The sequence below is a fragment of the Pseudomonas sp. LB3P31 genome (genome assembly GCF_054897945.1).
Window position 1 is genome coordinate 2,083,571 of the sequence record NZ_CM142710.1, and the last position, 23,584, is coordinate 2,107,154.

The 23,584-nt window shown below is 60.5% G+C and carries 19 protein-coding genes and 2 tRNA genes; 16 read left to right on the top strand and 5 right to left on the bottom strand.

What is annotated here, in order from left to right; translation table 11 throughout:
* The 3 genes from ACYZTK_RS09510 to pdeM all read left to right on the top strand — a co-directional run bounded on the left by ACYZTK_RS09510 (position 1) and on the right by pdeM (position 4,188).
* On the top strand, positions 1 to 765 hold the full coding sequence (locus ACYZTK_RS09510) for an ABC transporter ATP-binding protein (protein ID WP_462014203.1): 765 nt from the start codon (positions 1 to 3) through the stop codon (positions 763 to 765).
* A gap of 280 nt (positions 766 to 1,045) precedes the next feature.
* Positions 1,046 to 3,535: a ligase-associated DNA damage response DEXH box helicase gene (locus ACYZTK_RS09515; RefSeq protein ID WP_462014204.1), complete on the top strand. Its 2,490-nt coding sequence runs from the start codon at positions 1,046 to 1,048 to the stop codon at positions 3,533 to 3,535.
* Entirely contained in the window at positions 3,535 to 4,188 is a 654-nt protein-coding gene (pdeM, locus tag ACYZTK_RS09520) for a ligase-associated DNA damage response endonuclease PdeM (RefSeq protein ID WP_462014205.1), read from the top strand. The genes ACYZTK_RS09515 and pdeM overlap by 1 nt, the downstream gene beginning before the upstream one ends.
* A gap of 33 nt (positions 4,189 to 4,221) precedes the next feature.
* On the opposite strand, the gene ACYZTK_RS09525 is transcribed toward pdeM, so the two are convergent.
* Together ACYZTK_RS09525 and dcd are read right to left on the bottom strand one after the other, a co-directional pair.
* Complete coding sequence (locus tag ACYZTK_RS09525; RefSeq protein WP_017336784.1) at positions 4,222 to 4,431, bottom strand: hypothetical protein; 210 nt, start codon at positions 4,429 to 4,431, stop codon at positions 4,222 to 4,224.
* A gap of 106 nt (positions 4,432 to 4,537) precedes the next feature.
* Complete coding sequence (dcd, locus tag ACYZTK_RS09530) at positions 4,538 to 5,104, bottom strand: dCTP deaminase (RefSeq protein WP_110658603.1); 567 nt, start codon at positions 5,102 to 5,104, stop codon at positions 4,538 to 4,540.
* A gap of 356 nt (positions 5,105 to 5,460) precedes the next feature.
* On the opposite strand from dcd, the gene ACYZTK_RS09535 reads away from it, so the two are divergent.
* Positions 5,461 to 5,670, top strand: a complete 210-nt coding sequence (locus ACYZTK_RS09535; RefSeq protein WP_002554837.1) for a cold-shock protein — start codon at positions 5,461 to 5,463, stop codon at positions 5,668 to 5,670.
* Positions 5,671 to 5,836: 166 nt separating this feature from the next.
* Here ACYZTK_RS09535 and ACYZTK_RS09540 read toward each other — a convergent pair whose 3' ends face one another.
* Positions 5,837 to 6,844 carry a DUF481 domain-containing protein gene (locus ACYZTK_RS09540; protein ID WP_462014206.1) on the bottom strand — a complete coding sequence of 336 codons (1,008 nt, stop codon included), beginning with the start codon at positions 6,842 to 6,844 and terminating at the stop codon, positions 5,837 to 5,839.
* Positions 6,845 to 7,008: 164 nt separating this feature from the next.
* Between ACYZTK_RS09540 and ACYZTK_RS09545 the strand changes: the two genes are divergently transcribed.
* The 4 genes from ACYZTK_RS09545 (at position 7,009) to ACYZTK_RS09560 (ending at position 11,787) form a co-directional block, all read left to right on the top strand.
* Entirely contained in the window at positions 7,009 to 7,362 is a 354-nt protein-coding gene (locus ACYZTK_RS09545; RefSeq protein ID WP_462014207.1) for an MGMT family protein, read from the top strand.
* 43 nt (positions 7,363 to 7,405) lie between these two features.
* The gene (locus ACYZTK_RS09550; protein WP_462014208.1) at positions 7,406 to 8,968 is read left to right on the top strand and encodes an AmpG family muropeptide MFS transporter; all 1,563 of its coding nucleotides are present in this window, start codon (positions 7,406 to 7,408) and stop codon (positions 8,966 to 8,968) included.
* Positions 8,969 to 9,100: 132 nt separating this feature from the next.
* Positions 9,101 to 10,816: a proline--tRNA ligase gene (locus tag ACYZTK_RS09555; protein WP_462014209.1), complete on the top strand. Its 1,716-nt coding sequence runs from the start codon at positions 9,101 to 9,103 to the stop codon at positions 10,814 to 10,816.
* Between the two features lie 17 nt (positions 10,817 to 10,833).
* Entirely contained in the window at positions 10,834 to 11,787 is a 954-nt protein-coding gene (locus ACYZTK_RS09560) for a hypothetical protein (RefSeq protein ID WP_462014210.1), read from the top strand.
* 93 nt (positions 11,788 to 11,880) lie between these two features.
* Here the strand turns inward: ACYZTK_RS09560 and dinB are convergent, their stop codons facing one another.
* Positions 11,881 to 12,942 (bottom strand): DNA polymerase IV, encoded by a 1,062-nt coding sequence (gene dinB / locus ACYZTK_RS09565; protein WP_462014211.1) that lies wholly within the window; start codon positions 12,940 to 12,942, stop codon positions 11,881 to 11,883.
* 296 nt (positions 12,943 to 13,238) lie between these two features.
* On the opposite strand from dinB, the gene ACYZTK_RS09570 reads away from it, so the two are divergent.
* The 4 genes from ACYZTK_RS09570 to ACYZTK_RS09585 all read left to right on the top strand — a co-directional run bounded on the left by ACYZTK_RS09570 (position 13,239) and on the right by ACYZTK_RS09585 (position 17,825).
* A tRNA-Met gene (locus ACYZTK_RS09570) sits at positions 13,239 to 13,315 on the top strand.
* A gap of 229 nt (positions 13,316 to 13,544) precedes the next feature.
* A tRNA-Met gene (locus ACYZTK_RS09575) sits at positions 13,545 to 13,621 on the top strand.
* A 266-nt stretch (positions 13,622 to 13,887) separates the two neighbouring features.
* Positions 13,888 to 16,530, top strand: coding sequence for a bifunctional lysylphosphatidylglycerol flippase/synthetase MprF (gene mprF, locus ACYZTK_RS09580; RefSeq protein WP_462014212.1), 2,643 nt, complete (start codon positions 13,888 to 13,890; stop codon positions 16,528 to 16,530).
* Positions 16,530 to 17,825 (top strand): virulence factor family protein, encoded by a 1,296-nt coding sequence (locus ACYZTK_RS09585; RefSeq protein WP_462014213.1) that lies wholly within the window; start codon positions 16,530 to 16,532, stop codon positions 17,823 to 17,825. The genes mprF and ACYZTK_RS09585 overlap by 1 nt, the downstream gene beginning before the upstream one ends.
* Positions 17,826 to 17,997: 172 nt before the next feature.
* Here ACYZTK_RS09585 and ACYZTK_RS09590 read toward each other — a convergent pair whose 3' ends face one another.
* The gene (locus ACYZTK_RS09590) at positions 17,998 to 19,899 is read right to left on the bottom strand and encodes a potassium transporter Kup (protein ID WP_462014214.1); all 1,902 of its coding nucleotides are present in this window, start codon (positions 19,897 to 19,899) and stop codon (positions 17,998 to 18,000) included.
* A gap of 288 nt (positions 19,900 to 20,187) precedes the next feature.
* On the opposite strand from ACYZTK_RS09590, the gene rimO reads away from it, so the two are divergent.
* The 4 genes from rimO (at position 20,188) to ACYZTK_RS09610 (ending at position 23,578) form a co-directional block, all read left to right on the top strand.
* On the top strand, positions 20,188 to 21,525 hold the full coding sequence (gene rimO, locus ACYZTK_RS09595; protein WP_462014215.1) for a 30S ribosomal protein S12 methylthiotransferase RimO: 1,338 nt from the start codon (positions 20,188 to 20,190) through the stop codon (positions 21,523 to 21,525).
* A gap of 110 nt (positions 21,526 to 21,635) precedes the next feature.
* The gene (locus tag ACYZTK_RS09600) at positions 21,636 to 22,109 is read left to right on the top strand and encodes a GNAT family N-acetyltransferase (protein WP_462014216.1); all 474 of its coding nucleotides are present in this window, start codon (positions 21,636 to 21,638) and stop codon (positions 22,107 to 22,109) included.
* A 206-nt stretch (positions 22,110 to 22,315) separates the two neighbouring features.
* On the top strand, positions 22,316 to 23,026 hold the full coding sequence (locus tag ACYZTK_RS09605; protein WP_462014217.1) for an rRNA pseudouridine synthase: 711 nt from the start codon (positions 22,316 to 22,318) through the stop codon (positions 23,024 to 23,026).
* Between the two features lie 75 nt (positions 23,027 to 23,101).
* Positions 23,102 to 23,578 (top strand): YehS family protein, encoded by a 477-nt coding sequence (locus tag ACYZTK_RS09610; RefSeq protein ID WP_462014218.1) that lies wholly within the window; start codon positions 23,102 to 23,104, stop codon positions 23,576 to 23,578.
* The last annotated feature ends 6 nt before the right edge of the window (positions 23,579 to 23,584 follow it).

Sequence of the window (23,584 nt, forward strand, 5' to 3'; positions counted from 1 at the left end):
ATGTACAAACTGACCATTGAAGGCCTGCATAAAAGCTACGGCGATCATGAAGTGCTCAAGGGAGTCTCGCTCAAGGCCAACACCGGCGACGTCATCAGCCTGATTGGCGCCAGCGGCTCGGGCAAAAGTACCTTCCTGCGCTGCATCAATTTTCTCGAGCAACCCAACGATGGCGCGATGAGCCTCGACGGCCAGAGCATCCGCATGATCAAGGATCGTCACGGCATGCATGTGGCCGATGCCGATGAACTGCAAAAGATCCGCACCCGCCTGGCGATGGTGTTCCAGCATTTCAATCTGTGGAGCCATATGACGGTGCTGGAGAACATCACTATGGCCCCGCGCCGGGTGCTGGGGTGTGACAAGAAGGAAGCCGAGGACCGCGCCCGTCGGTATCTCGACAAGGTCGGCCTGGCGGCCCGGGTGGCCGATCAGTACCCGGCGTTTCTGTCGGGCGGCCAGCAGCAGCGAGTCGCCATTGCCCGCGCGCTGGCGATGGAGCCGGAGGTGATGTTGTTTGACGAACCGACCTCGGCGCTGGACCCGGAGCTGGTGGGCGAGGTGCTGAAGGTGATTCAGGGCCTGGCTGAAGAAGGCCGGACCATGATCATGGTGACTCACGAGATGAGCTTTGCGCGCAAGGTGTCGAGCCAGGTGCTGTTTCTGCACCAGGGGTTGGTGGAAGAGGAAGGTGCGCCGGAGGATGTGCTGGGCAATCCGCGCAGTGAGCGGCTGAAGCAATTCCTTAGCGGCAATTTGAAGTAGGAGCTGCGTAGGAGCTGTCGAGTGAAACGAGGCTGCGATCTTTTGCTGCGGCAAATATATCCCAAAGGCTGATGTCACCAGTGGTGCCATGAAACCTGTGGGAGCAAAGCTTGCTCGCGATGGCGCCATGCCTGTCGGCATCGATGTTGAATGCCAATTCGTCATCGCGAGCAAGCTTTGCTCCCACAGTTAACCCGGGTGTACGCCTCCACCAACCCAATTAAACTTGCCCCGCACCCTGCGGTCACTGATAAAGGATTATCAGAGCGCAAGCAACCGAATGGGAACCACTCCAGACTTTGCAAAAAAATGGTTCACCGCTCGCGGCTGGAAGCCATTTGCCTTTCAGAAACAGGTCTGGGCCGCCGTCAAGCAAGGCCAGTCCGGTTTGCTCCACGCCAGTACCGGCGCCGGTAAAACCTATGCAGTCTGGTTCGGCGCTCTCAACCGCTTCGCCACTACCACCCTCACCCCGGTGGAAAAATCGCGCAAACGCAAACCTGTAGCCGAACCTCTGACCGTGCTGTGGATAACTCCGATGCGCGCACTGGCGGCCGATACCGCCAGGGCGTTGGAAACTCCGCTGCAAGACCTGCAGATCCAATGGAGCGTCGGCCTGCGCACCGGGGACACCAGCAGCAGCGAACGGGCCCGTCAGGGCCGGCGTCTGCCCACCACGCTAATCACCACCCCGGAGAGTCTCACGCTGTTGCTGGCCCGGGCCGATGCGCAAACCGCCATGTCGACCCTGCGCATGATTGTGGTGGATGAATGGCACGAGCTGCTCGGCAACAAGCGCGGGGTCCAGCTGCAACTGGCCCTCGCCCGCTTGCGCCGCTGGCAGCCGGAGCTGGTCGTGTGGGGCGTTTCCGCGACCCTGGGCAATCAAGCCCACGCTGAGCAAGTACTGATCCCCCAGGGTGGCGGCATCAGCGTTCAAGGCCAGAGCGCCAAGGATCTGCGAGTCGATTCGCTGCGCCCGCCTGCCATCGAACGCTTTCCCTGGGCCGGCCACATCGGCTTGAAAATGCTGCCGCAAGTGGTCGAGGAACTGGAGTCCAGTCCCAGCACCCTGGTGTTCACCAATACCCGCGCGCAATCTGAGATCTGGTATCAGGCGCTGCTGGAAGCGCGCCCGGATTGGGCCGGGCTGATTGCGCTGCACCACAGTTCACTGTCCCGCGATACCCGGGACTGGGTCGAACGGGCGCTCAAGGATGGGCAACTCAAGGCCGTGGTCTGTACCTCCAGCCTCGACCTGGGGGTGGATTTCCTGCCGGTGGAGCGGGTGTTGCAAATCGGCTCGGCCAAAGGCGTCGCACGTTTGATGCAACGTGCCGGTCGCTCCGGACACGCGCCGGGGCGAGTGTCGCGGGTGACGCTGGTGCCGACTCACAGCCTCGAACTGATCGAAGCGGTTGCGGCGCAGGACGCCGTTGCGCAACGGCGCATCGAACCGCGAGAATCCCCGCACAAACCATTGGATGTATTAGTGCAGCACCTGGTCAGCATGGCGTTGGGCGGTGGCTTTTTACCCGAGGAACTGTACGAAGAAGTGCGCGGCGCCTGGGCGTACCGCGACCTTAGCCCGGCCGACTGGGTGTGGGCGCTGGCGTTCGTACGCCACGGCGGGCTGTCGCTGACGGCCTATCCGGATTATCGGCGGGTCGAGCCTGATGAGCACGGCGTGTGGCGGGTACCCGACGCCCGATTGGCCCGCCGCCACCGCATGAGCATCGGCACCATTGTCAGCGACGCGAGCATCCAGTTGAAGTTCTGGAGCAAGGGCGGCGGTGGCAAGCAGTTGGGCAGTGTCGAAGAAGGCTTCATCGCCCGGCTTAAGCCCGGCGACGGCTTTCTGTTCGCCGGGCGCTTGCTGGAGTTGGTGCGGGTGGAAAACATGACGGCCTACGTCAAGCGCAGCACGGCGAAGAAAGCCGCGGTGCCGCGCTGGAATGGCGGGCGCATGCCGCTCTCCAATGAACTGGCCACTGCAGTAGTCGCACGCTTCAGCGCTGCCGCTGCTGGCGAATTTGTAGGGCCGGAAATGAAGGCGCTGCGACCCTTGCTGGAGGTGCAGAAAAAATGGTCAGGGCTGCCAACCGACACCACGCTGCTGGCCGAAGCATTGAAATCCCGCGAGGGCTGGCACCTGTTCCTCTATCCCTTTGCCGGTCGCCAGGTGCACCTGGGCCTGGCGAGCCTGCTGGCGTGGCGGGTTAGCCAACGGCTGGCGGTGACGTTCTCCATCGCGGTCAATGACTATGGCCTTGAGTTGCTGAGCGCCACTCATATCGACTGGTCCGAACATCTCAACCCGCAGTTGCTCAGTCACGAACACCTGATGGCTGACGTGCTCGCCAGCTTGAACGCCGGCGAGCTGGCCCTGCGCCGCTTTCGCGAAATCGCACGCATCGCCGGGCTGGTATTCGCCGGTTATCCCGGTGCACCGAAGAGCACACGGCAGGTTCAGGCGTCCAGCGGACTGTTTTTTGAAGTGTTCAAGCAATACGACGCCGACAACCTTCTGCTGGCCCAGGCCGGGGAAGAAGTCCTGCGCGAGGAGCTCGACATTCGTCGGCTGGAACAGACCCTGGAGCGAATCTGCCGACTCAGGCTCGACCTGCACCTGATCAAACGTCCTACCCCGCTTGCCTTCCCCCTGCTGGTGGAACGCATGCGTGAGAGCATGAGCTCGGAAAAACTCGCCGACCGCATCCGCCGCATGGTCAGCGACCTGGAAGATACCGCTGAAACAGGGAAAGCCTGATGAGTACACCCTATCCCATCCGACTGGCGGGAGAAGAGCTGTGGTTGCTGCCGGAGAAAGCGATTTACTGGCCAGCGCAGCAGGCATTGCTGGTGGCCGACGTGCATTTTGGCAAGGCCGCTGCGTATCGGCGCCTGGGGCAACCCGTACCGCAGGGCACTACCACGCAAAACGTCAGCTTGCTGGACGCACTGTTGGCCCGGCTGCCGTGTCGACAGCTGATTTTCCTCGGCGACTTTCTGCACGGGCCCGGTTCCCACGCGCCTGCAACCTTGGCCGCGTTGGCGCAATGGCGAGCGCGACACGTGGACTTGCCGATGACGCTGATCCGCGGCAATCACGACAAGCGTGCTGGTGACCCGCCAGATTCCCTGAACATTCGAGTCGTCCCAGAGCCATTGCTGATTGGGCCCTTCGCGCTGCAACACGAACCCGACCCACACCCGGACAGGCACGTCCTGGCCGGTCACGTTCATCCGGTTTATCGCCTGCATGGTCGGGGACGGCAAAGCTTGCGCCTGGCGTGCTTCAGGCTCGGGGAGGCGATCAGCCTGCTACCCGCGTTCGGCGCGTTTACCGGCGGGCATCAAGTCGACAGGAGCGATAGTTGCAGGGTTTTCGTCATCGGCGACAACGAAATATGGCCGGTGTAGGAGCTTTCGCCCCTACACGACAATCGCCTCAGTTTACGCGACAGGCGCGGGAGGCGGCTCATCCGGCAGCGTAGGCTCGCCTGGTTCAGTCGGTTGTTCGTTTGGGGTATCGGGATCAGGCTGGCCGGGGATGCCCCCTGCCATGCTGATTGGCGGGTGTGCCAACAAGGACCAGGCCAAGACGCCAACCTGATTGGGCTCAAGCCTGGCCAGTTCGGCACTTATTCGCGGATCGATCTTCATAGAGCACTCCTGAGCAAAGGCCCGGTTCACTGGGGGTAAACCGGGCAGTACACCCAATAGAGTGTCTTTACGTGGAAGAATTCCCGCGCTCCGTCAGATGGATGTCTCAGGTGCGCGGCAGGGTGACGCCGCGTTGGCCCTGATACTTGCCGCCACGGTCTTTGTAGGAGACTTCGCACTCTTCGTCGGATTCAAGGAACAGCATCTGCGCCACGCCTTCGTTGGCGTAGATTTTCGCCGGCAGGTTGGTGGTGTTCGAGAATTCCAGGGTCACGTGACCCTCCCACTCAGGCTCAAGCGGGGTGACGTTGACGATGATGCCGCAGCGGGCATAGGTGCTCTTGCCGAGGCAGATGGTCAATACGTTGCGCGGAATACGGAAGTATTCAACGGTGCTGGCCAGGGCGAAAGAGTTAGGCGGGATGATGCAGACGTCGCTGTGAATGTCGACGAAGCTGCCGGCATCGAAATTTTTCGGGTCGACGATGGCCGAATTGATGTTGGTAAACACTTTGAAGTGATTAGTGCAACGAACGTCGTAGCCGTAACTCGACACGCCGTAGGAGATCACACGGTTATCGTCACTGCCGCGCACCTGGCGCTCGACGAAAGGTTCGATCATTCCGTGCTCTTGCGCCATGCGGCGAATCCACTTGTCCGATTTGATGCTCATGGCGGGTGTCCTGAATAGCGAGGTGGAGAAAATCTGTCCGGCATCTTACCGGGGGCGCGCCGCCGGTTCAAAGACTGCAATACATTTCTCCCGCGCTGCCCCCCGAATTTCCGGGGTTTCACGGTATTTCGCTGCACCGTCAGTCACGAAATCACAGAAACCTTCGCAAGAAGGATTGGCACGTTCCGCAAAAAGGGTTAAGGTGGCGCCACTGTGCTGCTTGTGTCACTGAGAATCTCTACACGATATGTTGAATTTCGATCCAACCATCTACAAGAATTTTTCCTGCTCTTTGCACTCAGTCTCGGCCAGGGTTCTTCCTGCGTCGCAGTTATCTTTGTTCAAGGAGTTACACCATGTCTAATCGCCAAACCGGTACCGTTAAGTGGTTCAACGATGAAAAAGGCTTCGGCTTCATCACTCCACAATCCGGTGACGACCTGTTCGTTCACTTCAAAGCTATCCAATCCGACGGCTTCAAAAGCCTGAAAGAAGGCCAACAGGTTTCTTTCATCGCTACCCGCGGTCAGAAAGGCATGCAAGCTGAAGAAGTTCAAGTTATCTAACTTGTACTTGCTTTAGTAAAAAGCCCCGCCCTCAAAAGCGGGGCTTTTTTGTGCCTGCAGATTTTGTATGGCGACAAAAAAGATCGCAGCCTTCGGCAGCTCCTACGGTGTACGAAAATCCCCGTAGGAGCTGCCGAAGGCTGCGATCTTTTGATCTTCTAAAGTGTTACCAAGCCACGCCAAACCCTGCGGTATAACGCGTCTTCTCCAAATCAGCATCATCAGTACCACTGATGACATCCCGCTCCGCCTTCAGATTAAGCGAAGCCCAGTCCGTCACCTTGTAACGCAACCCAACCTCGGCATCCAGCGCGTACTCCGCCACGCCCGACAACGGCTTGCCCACCTCGCCATTGGTGAAGAACTCAACCTTCTTGCCGATCAAATAACGGTTGTAGTCCCACTTCATCGCCAGGGAATAGAAGTTCTCCTTACCGCCGTCCGCGTACTGATAGTCCGTACGGTTGACCAGCGACCCCAGGGAGAACGCGCCCAGTTCGTCGTCCCAGAATTGGTAACCAGGGCCCGTACCGACGGTGCGCTGGCGGGACAAATCTTCGACCTTGTCTCGCTTATAGACCGCGCGACCCTGCCAGAACCATTTCTCAGTGAGGAACCGATCGAGGGAGTATTCGCCGCGCCAGTTGTCGGTGGTCACCACGTCATCCTGGAACTCGCGGTTGTACTCGCCTTCTGCCGTGTGCCGCCATTTGCCATGCCGCGCACTGGTCTTGAAGTCGATGTCGTAATCATCGGTGTCTTTTTCGGCCCGCTGGTAATCCAGGGCCATGTCGACATTACCCTTCCACACCAGGTCCTCGACCACCGGCTTGGGTTTGAGGATCTGCTGGATACTGGCCAGCTCGACGGTTTTCGGCGCGTCGCCGTTTGCCAGCGTGACCTTGCCATCGTCTGCCGCATGCAGTGCCTTGGCCTTTTCCCCGGTGTAGGCATCCTGCTTGACCAGCAATTCCTGATCGCTTTCCAGGGTCTTGACCTGCTTCCAGTCAATCGGCACCGCGCCGGCGTATTCGGTCTGGATCAACAGCTTGCCGCCGTCGAACAAGGTGATCTTGCCACTCAACTTGTCACCGTTTTTCAGCCAGACGGTGTCGGCGAGCAAGGATGTGGAAGCACTAAGGACAGCAAGGCACAACAGAGATCTGGACAACATAAGCGAACACAGGCTCAAGTTTGCGAAAAAAAGTCGGCATTATCCGTATGAATAAGACCCTAGCAAGCACTGACCCGACTATTTCTATTGAGTTCATTTCTCAATTGGCGATTCTCGACTTACTCTGGATACGCTGAATACCCTATCCGGCAGGAACCGCGTACGTGACAGACCCGATCACTGAAACCGAAAGCGCAGCGCAAATCCGACGCACGGCGCTCTACCTCACACTGGCCCAAGTGCCGGCGGGCAAAGTCGTCAGTTATGGCCAGCTCGCCGAGCTGGCAGGCCTGGGTCGCGCCGCCCGTTATGTCGGACGCACCCTCAGCCAGCTGCCCGGCGACACCAAGCTGCCGTGGCACCGGGTGCTCGGCGCTGGCGGCCGTCTGAGCCTGCCCGCAGGCAGCGCTTCCGGGGATGAACAGCGGGCGCGATTGCGCGAGGAAGGCGTTAGTATCCTGAATAATCGTGTTGATATTCAGCGCCATGGCTGGCGCCCGGTAGAGCACAGCGGTTAGAGTGCGCGCTTTGTTTCCGTAATTTTGAGGCAGACTCCAGCCCATGCCCCGTAAAACCTGGCGCGCCGCGCTCGCCGCCTATGCCAGCCCTTCAACGCTCGTGCTGTTGCTGCTGGGTTTCGCCGCCGGCCTGCCGTACATGCTGGTGTTTTCGACACTTTCGGTCTGGTTGCGTGAAGCCGGTGTGGCTCGCGAAACCATCGGCTATGCAAGCCTGATCGGCCTGGCTTACGCCTTCAAGTGGGTGTGGTCGCCGCTGCTCGACCAGTGGCGCCTGCCATTGCTCGGCAAGCTCGGGCGCCGCCGCTCCTGGCTGGTACTTTCCCAGGCACTGGTGATCCTCGGCCTGATCGGGATGGGTTTCTGCGACCCGCAAAAACACCTGTCCTGGCTGATAGCGATCGCCGTGGTCGTTGCCTTCGCTTCCGCGACACAAGACATCGCCGTCGACGCCTATCGCCTGGAAATCGCCGACGACAGCCGCCAGGCCGCCCTCGCCGCCAGCTACATGTCTGGTTACCGCATTGCCGCACTGCTGGCCACTGCCGGTGCCCTGTTCTTCGCCGAAGGCTTCGGTTCAACGGGATTCAACTACCAGCATTCGGCGTGGGCCTGGACCTACATCCTGTTCGGCGCATTGATGATTCCGGCGCTGCTGACTTCGTTTTTCATGCGCGAACCGCCTGTGCCGCTGCGCACGCAACTGCAGGCCGGACGCTACACCTTCGTGCACCAACTGGCGTCGGTGTTCGTGCTGATCGTGCTGCTGGTTTCCGTGCCGGCGATGTTCACCCAGCTCTACAATACCGATTTTGCCAGCGTGCTGTTCGAAGGTCACAGCGCGCTCGACCTGCTGCTCGAAGACCGCGCCTTCCTGCGGGCCATCCTCTACACCACCCTGACCGTCATGTGCCTGTCGGCCATGGGCCGCCGCGGCCTGGCGCCGGTACTGACGCCGGTCAACGACTTCATCCTGCGCTACCGCTGGCAAGCGTTCCTGCTGCTGGGCCTGATCGCGACCTATCGGATGTCCGATACGGTCATGGGAGTGATGGCGAATGTGTTCTACATCGACCAAGGCTTCACCAAGGACCAGATCGCCAGCGTCAGCAAGATCTTCGGCCTGATCATGACCCTGGTGGGCGCGGGCATGGGCGGCCTGCTGATCGTGCGCTTCGGCATTCTGCCGATCCTGCTGATCGGCGGCATCGCATCCGCCGGCACCAACCTGCTGTTCCTGATGCTCGCCGACATGGGCGCCAACCTGAACATGCTGATCGCCACCATCTCCCTGGACAACTTCAGTTCCGGGCTGGCGACTTCGGCGTTCGTCGCCTACCTGTCGAGTCTGACCAACCTGAAGTTCTCCGCCACCCAATACGCCCTGTTGAGCTCGATCATGCTGCTGCTGCCACGCCTGATCGGCGGCTACTCAGGGGTCATGGTGGAAAAATTCGGCTATCACAACTTCTTCCTGCTCACTGCGTTGCTGGGGGTCCCGACACTGCTCCTGATCATGCTGCACTGGTATCAGGAAAGCCGCCGCGCGGGGCCGACACCCACGCCGGAACCGGTTCCCGCACCGGTTGCGGAAGAGCCTCTATAGCTGCAAAGCGCGCAGGAGCGGGGTGATTCCCGCACTGCTGCGACACCACCGACCGCACGCCTGTACGCCAGCAGATCTCGCCCGTACAATGCTCCGTCATTTCTCGTCATCAGCAACCGACAACGGCCAACCATGCGCACCAGTCAATTTTTGCTCGCCACACAGAAAGAAACGCCTTCCGACGCGGTCGTGATCAGCCATCAGTTGATGCTGCGCGCCGGCATGATCCGCAAACTCGCCTCGGGTCTGTACACCTGGCTGCCCATGGGGCTGCGAGTAATGCGCAAGGTTGAAGCGGTCGTTCGCGAAGAAATGAACGCTGCCGGCTCTCTTGAAGTGTTGATGCCGAGCACGCAACCGGCTGAGCTGTGGCAGGAATCCGGGCGCTGGGAAGAGTACGGCCCCGAGTTGCTGCGCTTCAAGGATCGCCATGGTCGCGATTTCTGCGCCGGCCCGACCCACGAAGAAGTCATCACTGACCTGATGCGCAGCGAGTTGAGCAGCTACAAACAGCTGCCGATCAACCTGTATCAGATCCAGACCAAATTCCGTGACGAAATCCGCCCACGCTTCGGTTTGATGCGCGGCCGCGAATTCATCATGAAGGACGCCTATTCGTTCCACGCGGACCAGCCTTCGCTGCAGGTCACCTACGACCGCATGCACCAGGCCTACTGCAACATTTTCACTCGCCTGGGTCTGAAATTCCGTCCTGTGGAAGCCGATAACGGCTCCATCGGCGGTGCTGGCTCCCACGAGTTCCACGTCCTGGCCGAGTCCGGCGAAGACGATATCGCCTTCAGCAATGTGTCCGACTACGCGGCGAACATCGAGAAAGCCGAAGCGGTGCCACGGGAAACGTCCCGTCCAGCGCCGGCTGAAGAGCTGCGCCTGGTCGATACCCCGGAGACCAGGACGATTGCTGCCCTGGTGGAAAAATTCAATCTGCCGATTGAAAAGACCATCAAGACGTTGATCGTGCGCGCCGAAGAAGAAGGCAAGCTGATCGCCCTGGTTATCCGTGGCGACCACGAGCTCAACGAAATCAAGGCTGCCCAGCAACCTGGCGTGGCCAGCCCGCTGGTTATGGCCACCGATGCCGAACTGCGTGACGCCATTGGCACCGGTGCCGGCTCGCTCGGCCCGCTGAACCTGCCGTTGCCGATCATCATCGACCGCTCGGTCGAGCTGATGAGCGACTTCGGCATTGGTGCCAACATCGACGACAAGCACTACTTCGGGGTGAACTGGGAGCGCGATCTGCCGGTTCCGACCGTTGCCGACCTGCGCAACGTCGTCGCCGGCGATCCAAGCCCGGACGGCCAGGGCACCCTGGAAATCAAGCGCGGCATCGAAGTCGGGCACATCTTCCAGCTGGGCAACAAGTACAGCAAGGCGATGAAGTGCGAAGTGCTGGGCGACAACGGCAAGCCGGTGACCCTGGAAATGGGCTGCTACGGCATTGGCGTTTCCCGCGTGGTGGCTGCCGCCATCGAACAGAACAACGATGCCAACGGGATCATCTGGAGCGATGCCCTCGCGCCATTCCAGATCGCGCTGGTACCGCTGCGCTACGACAACGAACAGGTTCGCGAAGCCACCGACAAGTTGTACGCAGAACTGACTGCGGCCGGCTTTGAAGTGCTGCTGGACGATCGTGACAAGAAAACCAGCCCGGGCATCAAGTTCGCGGACATGGAGCTGATCGGCATTCCTCACCGGATCGTGGTCAGTGACCGCGGCCTCGCCGAAGGCAACCTGGAATACAAGAGCCGCACCGCACCTGAAGCGCAGGCACTGCCAGTCGCTGAAGTGCTGTCCTTCCTCCAGGCCCGTATCCGCCGCTGACACCAGATAGAGAAGTCATGTTCAAGCGAAACACCTTAGGCCTCGGTGGTGCCGCCCTGTGCGGCACCCTGCTGGTCAGCGGCTGTGCCAATCACATGTCGCAACGCAGCGAGCACGAGGAACGTGTCGAGCGCAAACTGCTCGATCACAGCCTGCAGGTCGATGTCGGCGAGCCCAAGGTGCTTGAGTTGCCGCAACGCCGGGTGAAAATCCACGAGCAGAAGACCTTCGAAGTCACCGAATTCGAGGTCACTCGCCATTACGACCGCTATACGCCCTACCAACCCTGGCGGGAGGCTTACGAGATTCCTCTGGGCGCCGTAGCGGTGGTGGCCGGTGTCGGCGCGAACGTAGTCAATGTGTTCGCCTTGGGCAATTTGCCGGACAGCGTGACCAGGGACTGGCTGAGCTACGGTTTTGCCGGGCTCAACCCGTTCATGAACGTGCAGTCCCACGGTCGTGCGCAGCAGAACCTGGCCGGCATCGACGAGGTGCAACTCGACAAACGCACCGAGTACTCGAGCCTGCCGTGGAGCGAGCGTCCGGTGCAGGTCAAGGCTGGCAAGGAAACTTTCGAGCTGACGACCGACAAAAATGGCGTGTTGCGCATCAACCTGCTGGACAGCCCGTTTGCCGAACATGACATCAATCATCTGAGTCGTTTGCTGATCAGTGTCGAGGATGGCCAGGACGACGTGCACGTCGATACGTCTTTGGCTGTCAGCAGCTCACTGCGCGGCAAATTGCTGGAAGCTCATGGCCTGATCTACGACGACCTCGAGGACGACGAAGTGAGCCAGTGGGTGCACCGGGTCAAGCGCCTGTCGGAACTGGGGCTGGAAGAAGAAGCCACGGAACTGGAACAGAGCCTGATTGAACTGACTCGCAATGATCCCGAGCTGCAGACCGAATTCCTCAAGTCGTTGACCAAGGATGCCGGGCGACTGGTCGCGGATCCAGGACCGAATTAAGTTTTTGTAGGAGTGAGCCCGCTCGCGATGGAGTGTCAGTAGACATCAATGCGTCTGACACACCATCGCGAGCAGGCTCGCTCCTACAGGGAGCTACCGCTCAAACAACTCCATCTGCTCAAACCCACCCCGCAAATCCTCCAGCCGCACCCCAACCCCCAACAACCGCACCGGCTTCCCACCTCGATTGAACGCCTGGGTCAGCAACAGCTGATAACTCCCCAGATCCCGCCCTGCCCCGGCCTGCTCCAGCGTGGTTTGGGTGAAATCATGAAACTTCACTTTGACGAACGGCTTGCCCGGGCGGTAGCTGCTGTCGATCCGCGCCATGCGTCCCGCCAGCGTCTCCAGCAACTCGGGCAGCTTGTCCAGGCAACTCACCAGGTCCGGCAAGTCCACGTCGTAGGTGTTCTCGACACTGATTGACTGGCGCCGACTGTCGTTGTGCACCAGTCGATCATCGATCCCACGCGCCAGGCTCCACAGTCTCTCGCCAAAACTGCCGAATTCGCGCACCAGCGCCAACTTGTCCCACTCACGCAAATGCGAGCAATCGACAATGCCCAGCCGGCCGAGCTTGTCAGCGGTCACCTTGCCCACACCGTGGAGCTTGTTCACTGGCAAGCCGCTGACAAAGTCTTCCACCTGACCCGGAGTGATGACAAACAGCCCGTTGGGTTTCTTCCAGTCGCTGGCGATCTTGGCCAGGAATTTGTTGGGCGCCACCCCGGCCGAGACCGTGATGTGCAGCTGATTGGATACGCGCCGGCGGATTTCCTGGGCGACCCGGGTAGCGCTGCCACCGAAATGCGCGCTGTCCGATACATCCAGGTAGGCCTCATCCAGCGACAGTGGCTCGATCAGGTCGGTGTAGTCGCGGAAAATCGTGTGAATTTCCTTCGACGCTTCTCTATAGGCATCCATGCGTGGCTTGACGATCGTCAGGTCCGGGCACAGCTTCAAGGCGTGGCCGGAAGACATCGCCGAACGCACGCCATAGGCCCGCGCCTCGTAATTGCAGGTGGCGATCACCCCACGCCGATCCGCAGAGCCACCCACCGCCAAAGGTTTACCGGCCAACCGTGGGTCGTCACGCATCTCGATGGCGGCATAGAAGCAGTCACAATCGACGTGGATGATTTTTCGTTGGGTCATATAAAAGCGGCGTTCATTGTGCGCAAAGGGATTTCGGCGAGTCGGATCGGCAGTATCTCACCCACACCTGTATATAGCACCAGTAGTAAGAATGTTCTTTCCTCAGCGTAGGAAAAAAGATGAATTTATATTCTCAATCGAAAGCCACCCACCAATAGAGCTGAAACCCTTACCACACCTGCGCTGCAGCCATGCAGAAGGGTCCGTTTTTACGCTAAGCGATTGAACAGGAACAGTTTTCCCCGTGATTGACGGTTGACACCCCCGCCATCCTCTGTAGAATGCCGACACACAGACGCGGGATGGAGCAGTCTGGTAGCTCGTCGGGCTCATAACCCGAAGGTCGTCGGTTCAAATCCGGCTCCCGCAACCAAACATCAAGAAAGGCTACTCGAAAGAGTGGCCTTTTTTGTGCGCGTCTGTTTTGTACAGAACAAAGCGAAACGTGCGCCCGCCTTTCTCCTGCGAAAAGGAGAAATCGTTCTGATTCCGAAACTTAGCGCTGCAACGCCACCGGCTATCACTCATTTCCGCTTATTTGGCTTGTTTCAGGATTAACGGTTGACACACAGTCGAATCTCTATAGAATGCCGCCACACAGACGCGGGATGGAGCAGTCTGGTAGCTCGTCGGGCTCATAACCCGAAGGTCGTCGGTTCAAATCCGGCTCCCGCAACCAAACATCAAAAAAGGCTACTCGAAAGAGTGGCCTTTTTTGTATCTGTCGAAAAAGTCCTTTCGCAACAATGATCTGCCACCCTGGGGTGGGCTGATCGGAATCACTCGAACCTTGAGTTCCGTCTATGCTGATACCGCAACGGCCCATGGCATGCCTGCACCTGATGAGGGTGAGTGGCGTTAATATTTGTGATTATTTTTTTCTGCAGGGATTGGTAACTTGGCTGGATACCCCCATCCTGTCGCGCACAATCCAAGAGGTGATTGATGCGCGCCAACTCGTCTGATCCACAAGACTCCGTCACAGCGACACAACCGATCAAGCCCGGGCGTTTGCGCCTGCTGGATCTGGTGAGCAAATACCGCCAGCCAATCGGCCTGGCAGTTACGTTGCTGCTGTTCGCCATCGCGCTGATTGCCTGTCGTCATCTGTTGAGCGAGCTGGATCTGGACGCTCTGCACGATTCGATACTCGAAGTCCCCAAACCCGCTTTGCTCGGTGCACTGGCAGCGACCGTGGTCGGGTTCATTATCCTGCTGGGCTATGAATGGTCGGCCAGTCGGTATGCGCGCGTGACACTGGCCCCGCGGATTCTCGCCCTGGGCGGGTTCACTGCGTTTGCGATCGGCAATGCCATTGGCCTGTCGATGCTCTCCGGTGGTTCAGTGCGTTACCGCTTATATGCGCGTCACGGCCTGGGTGCGTCGGAAGTCGCGCACATGACGCTGTTCGCCAGCCTCTCGCTTGGCTGCGCCCTGCCGCCCCTGGCTGCCCTTGCCACACTCAGTGACCTGCCAGCGGCCTCGGCCGCCCTGGGTTTGTCCGAGCTCCTGCTAGGCACCGTCGCTGGCGCCGTTTTACTGCTGTTCAGCGTGCTGGCCATCGGCATCTATCGTCGCCGCCTGCCGGAACAACTGTATCCGGACAATCTACTGGTCAAGGCCGGGCGCCGCACATTGCGCCTGCCGGGTCGGCGCCTGACGTTCCTGCAACTGATCATCACCGCCCTCGATGTAGCCGCAGCAGCCACCGTGCTGTATTTGCTGCTGCCGGAAGCCCCGCCTTTCGGTGCGTTTCTATTGGTGTACCTGCTGGCGCTGGCCGCCGGGGTGCTCAGCCATGTGCCGGGCGGTGTCGGCGTCTTCGAAGCGATCCTGCTGGCTGCCTTCGCCGACAAGCTCGGTGCTGCCCCGCTGGCCGCCGCGCTGCTGCTGTATCGATTGATCTACGTGGTGTTGCCATTGCTGGTGGCCTGCGTGTTCCTGCTGATTAACGAAGGGCAGCGCCTGTTCCAATCCCGCCAGTCCCTGCGCGCCGCCTCTGGCCTGGCGGCGCCGATCCTGGCGGTGCTGGTGTTCCTGTCGGGCGTGGTGTTGCTGTTCTCCGGCGTGACCCCGGAAATCGACACCCGCCTGGAGCACATCGGCTTTCTGATTCCCCATCGCCTGGTCGAGGCCTCGCACTTCGGCGCCAGCTTGATCGGCGTACTGTGCCTGCTGCTGGCCCAAGGTCTGCGCCGGCGCCTGTCGGCAGCCTGGATGCTGACCACCATTCTGTTGCTGGTGGGCGCCCTGCTTTCCCTGCTCAAGGGTTTTGACTGGGAAGAAGCCAGCCTCCTGACCTTGACCGCCAGCCTGCTGGGGGTGTTCCGTCGCTCGTTCTATCGGCCGAGCCGCCTGACTGAATTGCCGTTCTCGCCGCTGTACCTGGTGTCGAGCCTGTGCGTACTCGGTGCGTCGATCTGGCTGCTGCTGTTTGCTTACCAGGATGTTCCGTACAGCCATCAACTGTGGTGGCAGTTCACCCTGGATGCCGATGCACCCCGAGGCCTGCGATCATTGCTCGGTGCTGCCGTGCTGCTGGTGGTGGTGTCGCTGACCTGGCTGTTGCGCACCGCGCGTCCGGTGATCCACTTGCCAACGCCTGATGAGCTGGACCGGGCCGTGAAGATCCTCATGGCCTCATCCCAGCCCGACGGTGGATTGGCGCTGACCGGTGACAAGGCGTTGCTGTTCCACCCTGACGAGCAGGCGTTCCTGATGTACGCGCGGCGTGGCCGCAGCCTGGTGGCCTTGTACGACCCGATCGGGCCGGCCCAGCAGCGCGCCGAAATGATCTGGCAGTTCCGCGACCTGTGCGACATCCACCACGCCCGCCCGGTGTTCTACCAGGTGCGCGCCGAGAACCTGCCGTACTACATGGACATCGGCCTGACCGCGATAAAGCTGGGCGAAGAAGCCCGGGTCGATCTGCTGCGCTTCGACCTGGAAGCCAAGGGCAAGGAGATGAAGGACCTGCGCTACACCTGGAACCGCGGTACCCGCGATGGCCTGTCGCTGGAGATCTTCGAGCCGGGCCTGGCGCCGATGGACGAGCTCAAGGTGATTTCCGACGCCTGGCTGACTGGCAAGAATGTTCGCGAAAAAGGCTTTTCCCTCGGCCGTTTCAGCTATGACTACCTCAAGCATTTCCGCATTGCGGTGATTCGCTTCGAAGGCCGCCCGGTGGCGTTCGCCAACCTGCTCGAGACATTCAGCCATGACCTGGCCAGCCTCGACCTGATGCGCGCGCACCCCGATGCGCCGAAGTTGACCATGGAATTCATGATGGTCGGCCTGATTCAACACTATAAGAGTCACGGATACGCGCGCTTCAGCCTGGGCATGGTGCCGTTGTCGGGGTTGCAACCCCGGCGCGGTGCACCGCTGACCCAGCGCCTGGGCTCGATGGTCTTCCGCCGTGGTGAGCAGCTCTACAACTTCCAAGGCTTGCGCCGCTTCAAAGACAAATTCCAGCCTGACTGGGAACCCCGTTATATGGCCGTGCCCGCCGGACTCGATCCGCTGGTAGCCCTGGCCGACACTGCCGCCCTGATTGCGGGCGGCTTGACTGGATTGGTGAAACGCTGATGATTCAACGCTCCCTGCGGTATGTACTGGCCACACTGGTAGTGCTGGCCCTGATTCTCGGTGGCGGTTACTGGTACCTCAAGCGCCCGGCCCCGGAACCCACTCTCGAAACGCTCAAACCGGCCGACGGCGCGGCGATAACCCGGGTGATTCCCGGTACCACGCCCCGCGCCCAGGTGCTGGTCGCGGTAACTGAAGAGCAAAAGCTCAGCGACAAACAACTGCTGACCCTGAGCCGCACCGGCTCGGCGCAGATCGTCCAGGTGATCCTGCCCAAGGAATGCCTGCTGCAGAGTCGCGCACTGCAATCGGGCCTGCGCGAACTTCAAGGCCCGGCGACCCTGGTCAGCGGCATCGGCCCCGGCGCCGTGCTGGCCTGGCGCTGGTTGTCCGAGCAGAAGAACGACAAGGCCCAGGCCATCTCGGTGGACCTGGCCCTGGAAAAACCCGGCTGCACTCACTTGCTGCCAAAAAGCGCTGCGCATGGCCACTGGCTAGTCGCCTGGAACGACAACCCGGACGACAGCAGCGCCGGCTTCGTGCGTGACCAGCCCAACGCCGAGACCAGCATCAGCGACTACGACATCAACCTGCCGCAGGTGCTGAACAACGAGCTGCGCAAGATCCTCGTCGGCGGCGACAAGGACGCTGGCGGCCTGCAGATTCCGGTAGTCGAAGTGCCGGCCGGCCAGGCCAAGGACACCGTCACCCTGTTCCTCTCCGGCGACGGCGGCTGGCGCGACCTCGACCGCGACGTAGCGGGCGAGATGGCGAAGATCGGCTACCCGGTAGTCGGCATCGACACCCTGCGCTACTACTGGCAGCACAAGAGCCCCGAGCAGAGCGCGCTGGACCTGGCCGAACTGATGCAGCACTACCGGCAGAAATGGGGCACCAAGCGTTTCGTCCTGACCGGCTACTCGTTTGGCGCCGATGTCCTGCCAGCCATCTACAACCGCCTGGTACCGGCCGAACAGCAGCGCGTAGATGCCATTATCCTGCTGGCCTTCGCCCGGACCGGCAGCTTTGAGATCGAAGTCGAAGGCTGGCTCGGCAACGCCGGCAAGGAAGCCGCCACCGGCCCGGAAATGGCCAAGCTGCCTGCGGAGAAGGTGGTGTGCATCTACGGTGAAGAGGAAGCGGATGAAAGCGGCTGCACCGACAAGACCGCCGTGGGTGAAGCGCTGAAATTGCCGGGCGGGCATCACTTTGATGAGAACTATCCGAAACTGGCGCAACGGCTGGTGGATGTGATCGAGAAGCGCCAGAGCAATGACAAGGTGGTTGAGGAGTGATCTGACGCGGTGACGCGCCGGGATCATTGTAGGAGTGAGCCTGCTCGCGATGGCGGTGCATCTGTTGGCATTTGTATTGCCTGACCCACCGCTATCGCGAGCAGGCTCACTCCTACAGAGATATGTGAAAGCCCCTGCTGCCGGGAAGCAGCAGGGGCTTTTTTAATCGCCGCTACATCTCCACCTGCGTCCCCAACTCAATCACCCGATTCAACGGCAGATTAAAGAACCGCAAATTGCCATTGGCGTTCTGCAACATGAACGCGAACAGTGCTTCACGCCAGCGGGCCATGCCTTCCAGCTTGGAGGCGATGACGGTCTCGCGGCTGAGGAAGTAGGTGGTGCGCATCGGGCTGAAGTCGAGGTCATCGAGATGACACAGCTTCAGCGCCTGCGGCACGTCCGGCTCGTCGACGAAGCCGAAGTGCAGGATCACCCGGAAGAACCCTTCGCCGTGGGATTCGACCTCGAAACGCCGGGTCGGCGGCACCCGCGGGATATCCTCATAGACCACGGTCAGCAGCACCACTTGCTCATGCAGCACCTGGTTGTGCAGCAAATTGTGCAACAACGCATGGGGTACGGCGTCCGGGCGGGCCGTGAGGAACACGGCGGTGCCCTGGACCCGGTGTGGCGGCTGTACGCTGATGCTGCTGATGAAGATCGGCAGCGGCAGACCGCCCTCGTCCAGGCGCTCCACCAGCAACTGTTTGCCGCGTTTCCAGGTGGTCATCAGCACGAACAGCGCGATACCGGCAATCACCGGGAACGCCCCGCCCTGGACGATTTTCGGCACGTTGGCCGCGAAATACAAGCCATCCACCAGGAGGAAGCCCAGCAACACCGGCACCGCGAGCACCGGAGGCCATTTCCACAACAACAGCATGACGGCCGATACCAGAATCGTGGTCATCAGCATGGTGCCGGTCACGGCAACGCCATAAGCCGACGCCAGTGCGCCGGAAGACTCGAAACCGAGCACCAACAGGATCACCCCGACCATCAGCGCCCAGTTCACCGCGCCGATGTAAATCTGGCCCTGCTCGGCACTGGAGGTGTGCTGGATGTGCATGCGCGGAATGTAACCGAGCTGGATCGCCTGGCGCGTCAGGGAGAACGCGCCGGAAATCACCGCCTGGGAGGCGATCACCGTGGCCAGGGTCGACAGCCCCACCAACGGGATCAATGCCCAGCTGGGCGCCAGCAGATAGAACGGGTTGCGCGCGGCTTCAGGATCGCCCAGCAGCAGCGCGCCCTGGCCGAAGTAGTTCAGCACCAATGCCGGCAATACCAGGATGAACCAGGCCCGGGCGATCGGTTTGCGGCCGAAATGCCCCATGTCGGCGTACAGCGCTTCGGCACCGGTCAAGGCCAGCACCACGGCACCGAGTATGGCAACGCCCATGCCTGGGTGCACGATGAAGAAACGCACGCCCCATATCGGGTTCATGGCATGCAGCACTTCCGGGTGCTGCAGGATGCCGTAGACGCCCAAGGCGCCCAGCACCACGAACCAGGTGACCATGATCGGGCCGAACAGGATGCCGATACGCGCCGTGCCATGGCGTTGAATCAGGAATAACGCCACCAGCACCACCAGCGACAAAGGCACCACCCAGTGATCGATGCCATCAAACGCCAGTCCCAGGCCCTCGATCGCCGACAGTACGGAAATCGCCGGGGTGATCATGCTGTCGCCGTAAAACAGCGCCGCACCGATCAGGCCGCAGACCACCAGCAGGCTGCGCAACCTCCTATGTCCGGCAGCGGCGCGTCGCGCCAGGGCGGTCAACGCCATGATCCCGCCCTCCCCCTGGTTGTCGGCGCGCAGTACGAACATCATGTACTTGATCGACACCACCCAGATCAACGACCAGAAGATCAGCGCCAGAATCCCCAGCACCCCGTCATGGTTGACGGGCACGCCATACCCACCGGAAAAAACTTCCTTGAGGGTGTACAGCGGGCTGGTGCCGATATCGCCGTACACCACACCCACCGCCGCGACCAGCATACCGATCGGTTTTGCCGCCGAATGCCCGGCGTCCGCCGCCTGACTACTTGCCTGACCCATCCACCACCCCTACACCCAGACCCGGATTTCACTGAAAAAGCACTATGCTTTGGCTTGCAGCATGCGCTGATTTACTTGCTGTAACAGACGTTTCGTTGACTGTAAAAAATCGGTAAAGCTCCACGGCGCGAAGCATAGCGCAGCACTCGTCGTATTTCCCTGCATAAAGCTGGTCAAGTGCGGCCTCCATCGCTAGAATTGCGCACTTTTTGATCAGAGACGCCACAAAGCGTCCGTCAGCCGCCTCGCCCTTCCCGGCCGCAGGCGTCACAAATACCGAGGTTAGACATGTCCACCACTCCTGCGCCGGCCAATCCAAAGGTTGGTTTCGTATCCCTGGGTTGCCCCAAAGCACTGGTCGACTCCGAGCGCATCCTTACCCAGCTGCGCATGGAAGGTTATGACGTGGTGTCTACTTATCAGGACGCCGACGTCGTGGTGGTCAACACCTGCGGCTTCATAGACTCGGCCAAGGCCGAATCCCTGGAAGTGATTGGCGAAGCGATCAAGGAAAACGGCAAGGTCATCGTCACCGGCTGCATGGGCGTCGAAGAAGGCAACATTCGCAAGATCCACCCGAGCGTGCTGTCGGTGACCGGTCCGCAGCAGTATGAGCAAGTGGTCAATGCGGTGCACGACGCCGTGCCGCCGCGCCAGGACCACAACCCGCTGATCGACCTGGTGCCACCGCAAGGCATCAAGCTGACCCCGCGCCACTACGCCTACCTGAAGATTTCCGAAGGCTGCAACCACAGCTGCAGCTTCTGCATCATCCCGTCGATGCGCGGCAAACTGGTCAGCCGGCCGGTGGGTGATGTGCTGGACGAAGCCCAGCGCCTGGTCAAGGCCGGCGTCAAGGAGCTGCTGGTGATCTCGCAAGACACCAGCGCCTACGGCGTCGACATAAAATACCGCACCGGTTTCTGGAACGGCGCGCCGGTCAAGACGCGTATGACCGAACTCTGCGAAGCCCTCAGCACTCTGGGCGTCTGGGTGCGCCTGCACTACGTTTACCCGTACCCGCACGTCGACGAGCTGATCCCGCTGATGGCCGCCGGGAAAATCCTGCCCTACCTGGACATCCCGTTCCAGCACGCCAGCCCGAAAGTCCTCAAGTCGATGAAACGCCCGGCCTTCGAAGACAAGACCCTGGCGCGGATCAAGAACTGGCGCGAGATCTGCCCGGACCTGATCATCCGCTCGACCTTCATCGTCGGCTTCCCCGGGGAAACCGAAGAAGACTTCCAGTACCTGCTGAACTGGCTGACCGAAGCCCAGCTTGATCGCGTAGGCTGCTTCCAGTACTCCCCGGTCGAGGGCGCCCCGGCCAACGACATGGACCTGGAGATCGTCCCGGACGACGTCAAGCAGGACCGCTGGGACCGCTTCATGGCACATCAGCAGGCCATCAGCTCGGCGCGCCTGCAAATGCGTGTCGGCCGTGAAATCGAAGTGCTGGTCGATGAAGTCGACGAGCAAGGCGCGGTCGGCCGTTGCTTCTTCGACGCCCCGGAAATCGACGGTAACGTGTTCATCGACAACGGCAGCAACCTGAAGCCGGGCGACAAGGTCTGGTGCAAAGTCACCGACGCCGACGAATACGACCTGTGGGCTGAACAGATCTAACGCAAAAAATCTGAAAGCCCTGCTCTCCTGACGAGATGCGGGGCTTTTTTACGTCTATCGTTTTGTGATGAAAGGATTCATTTCATCTACCACCCAAGGGGCAACCGGCCATGCGCCATCATTCGGTCATCCATACGCCGAAACTCAGTGACTACCAGGAACTCACGCAAGTCTGGGAAGACTCGGTGCGCGCCACCCATGACTTTTTGCCGGAAAGTTACATCGAACTGCTAAAGAACCTGGTGCTGACGCGCTATCTCGATGCCGTCATGCTGATCTGCACCCGCGACCGCAACCAGCGCATCACCGGGTTCGCCGGGGTCGCGGCGGGCAAGATCGAAATGCTCTTCATCGACCCGGCTCATCGTGGCCAAGGCCTGGGCAAGCAGTTGTTGCGCTACGCCTTGGAGCACTTGAACGCCTCTGAGCTGGACGTCAACGAACAGAACCCGCAGGCGCTGGGGTTTTACTTCAAGCAGGGGTTCGAGGTGATCGGCCGCACGGAGCATGACGGGATGGGGCAGCCTTATCCGTTGTTGCATATGCGCTTGCGCCAGCCGCAACAACTGACGCGAAATGCCTGACACAACATTGAACAATTGGTCTGCTCCCAAACTGTGGGAGCGGGCTTGCTCGCGAAGGCGGTGTGTCATTCACGGAAAAATTGACTGATGTACCGCCTTCGCGAGCAAGCCCGCTCCCACATTAAAAGCACCTGAGACAAATGGACCCGCGATTAACCGGCGCCCAGCAGGTACAATGCCCACCCCTTTTTTGTTACGGCCCTGTCATGACTGACCCGATTCGTCTCTCCAAACGCCTCATCGAACTCGTCGGCTGTTCCCGTCGGGAGGCTGAGCTGTTCATCGAGGGCGGCTGGGTCACCGTGGACGGTGAAGTCATCGACGAGCCGCAATTCAAGGTCGACACCCAGAAAGTCGAACTCGATCCGGAAGCCAAGGCCACTGCGCCAGAGCCGGTGACCATCCTGTTCAACGTCGCGGCGGGCATGGACGCTGAGACGGCCATGGCCACCATCAGCGCCGAGACCCTGAGCGAAGAACACCGATTCAGCAAACGCCCGCTCAAGGGCCACTTCCTGCGCCTGACCGCCAGCACCGACCTGCAGGCCAATGCCAGCGGTCTGCTGGTGTTCACCCAGGACTGGAAGATCCTGCGCAAGCTGACTGCGGACTCCGCCAAGATCGAGCAGGAGTATGTGGTCGAGGTGGAAGGCGACATGGTCGCTCACGGCCTCAACCGCCTGAACCACGGCCTGACTTACAAAGGCAAGGAGCTGCCGGCGGTCAAGGCCAGCTGGCAGAACGAAAATCGCCTGCGCTTTGCGATGAAGAATCCACAACCGGGTGTGATCGCCCTGTTCTGCCAGGCCGTCGGCCTGAAGGTCGTTGCCATCCGTCGCATTCGCATCGGCGGCGTGTCCATTGGCAAGGTGCCAGTGGGGCAATGGCGCTACCTGTCCGGCAAAGAAAAGTTCTAAGGCTTTTCACGCCGCCCTACATTTCGGCGCCGCTACTTGTGCGGCGCCCACTGCTGAATATCAGGACTGCACACCATGATCCACAATGACGTACTGCGCAGCGTGCGCTACATGCTCGACATCAGCGACAAGAAAGTCATCGAGATCATCAAGCTCGGCGGCATGGACGTGAGTATGGAAGACCTGCTGACCTACCTGGACAAGAAAGAGGAAGACGAAGAAGGCTTCGTCCGCTGCCCGGATGAAGTCATGGCGCATTTCCTCGACGGCCTGGTGATCTTCAAGCGCGGCAAGGACGACAGCCGTGCACCACAGCCGATTGAAACGCCGGTGACCAACAACATCATCCTGAAGAAACTGCGCGTGGCCTTCGAGCTGAAGGAAGACGACATGCACGCCATCCTCAAGGCTGCCGAGTTCCCAGTGTCCAAGCCAGAGCTGAGCGCGCTGTTCCGCAAGTTCGGCCACACCAACTACCGCGCATGCGGTGACCAGCTCCTGCGCAACTTCCTCAAGGGCCTGACCCTGCGCGTGCGTCCTCAAGAATCTTGACCCGAT

Bases quoted from the DNA above. Each gene is read 5' to 3' on its own strand.
- ACYZTK_RS09535 (WP_002554837.1), top strand. From the start codon at position 5,461: ATGTCTAATCGCCAAACCGGTACCGTTAAGTGGTTCAACGATGAAAAA.
- ACYZTK_RS09610 (WP_462014218.1), top strand. From the start codon at position 23,102: ATGATCCACAATGACGTACTGCGCAGCGTGCGCTACATGCTCGACATC.
- dinB (WP_462014211.1), bottom strand. From the start codon at position 12,942: ATGACCCAACGAAAAATCATCCACGTCGATTGTGACTGCTTCTATGCC.
- ACYZTK_RS09560 (WP_462014210.1), top strand. From the start codon at position 10,834: ATGTTCAAGCGAAACACCTTAGGCCTCGGTGGTGCCGCCCTGTGCGGC.
- dcd (WP_110658603.1), bottom strand. From the start codon at position 5,104: ATGAGCATCAAATCGGACAAGTGGATTCGCCGCATGGCGCAAGAGCAC.
- ACYZTK_RS09550 (WP_462014208.1), top strand. From the start codon at position 7,406: ATGCCCCGTAAAACCTGGCGCGCCGCGCTCGCCGCCTATGCCAGCCCT.
- ACYZTK_RS09600 (WP_462014216.1), top strand. From the start codon at position 21,636: ATGCGCCATCATTCGGTCATCCATACGCCGAAACTCAGTGACTACCAG.
- ACYZTK_RS09590 (WP_462014214.1), bottom strand. From the start codon at position 19,899: ATGGGTCAGGCAAGTAGTCAGGCGGCGGACGCCGGGCATTCGGCGGCA.
- ACYZTK_RS09525 (WP_017336784.1), bottom strand. From the start codon at position 4,431: ATGAAGATCGATCCGCGAATAAGTGCCGAACTGGCCAGGCTTGAGCCC.
- ACYZTK_RS09510 (WP_462014203.1), top strand. From the start codon at position 1: ATGTACAAACTGACCATTGAAGGCCTGCATAAAAGCTACGGCGATCAT.
- mprF (WP_462014212.1), top strand. From the start codon at position 13,888: ATGCGCGCCAACTCGTCTGATCCACAAGACTCCGTCACAGCGACACAA.
- pdeM (WP_462014205.1), top strand. From the start codon at position 3,535: ATGAGTACACCCTATCCCATCCGACTGGCGGGAGAAGAGCTGTGGTTG.
- ACYZTK_RS09515 (WP_462014204.1), top strand. From the start codon at position 1,046: ATGGGAACCACTCCAGACTTTGCAAAAAAATGGTTCACCGCTCGCGGC.
- ACYZTK_RS09555 (WP_462014209.1), top strand. From the start codon at position 9,101: ATGCGCACCAGTCAATTTTTGCTCGCCACACAGAAAGAAACGCCTTCC.
- ACYZTK_RS09585 (WP_462014213.1), top strand. From the start codon at position 16,530: ATGATTCAACGCTCCCTGCGGTATGTACTGGCCACACTGGTAGTGCTG.
- rimO (WP_462014215.1), top strand. From the start codon at position 20,188: ATGTCCACCACTCCTGCGCCGGCCAATCCAAAGGTTGGTTTCGTATCC.
- ACYZTK_RS09605 (WP_462014217.1), top strand. From the start codon at position 22,316: ATGACTGACCCGATTCGTCTCTCCAAACGCCTCATCGAACTCGTCGGC.
- ACYZTK_RS09540 (WP_462014206.1), bottom strand. From the start codon at position 6,844: ATGTTGTCCAGATCTCTGTTGTGCCTTGCTGTCCTTAGTGCTTCCACA.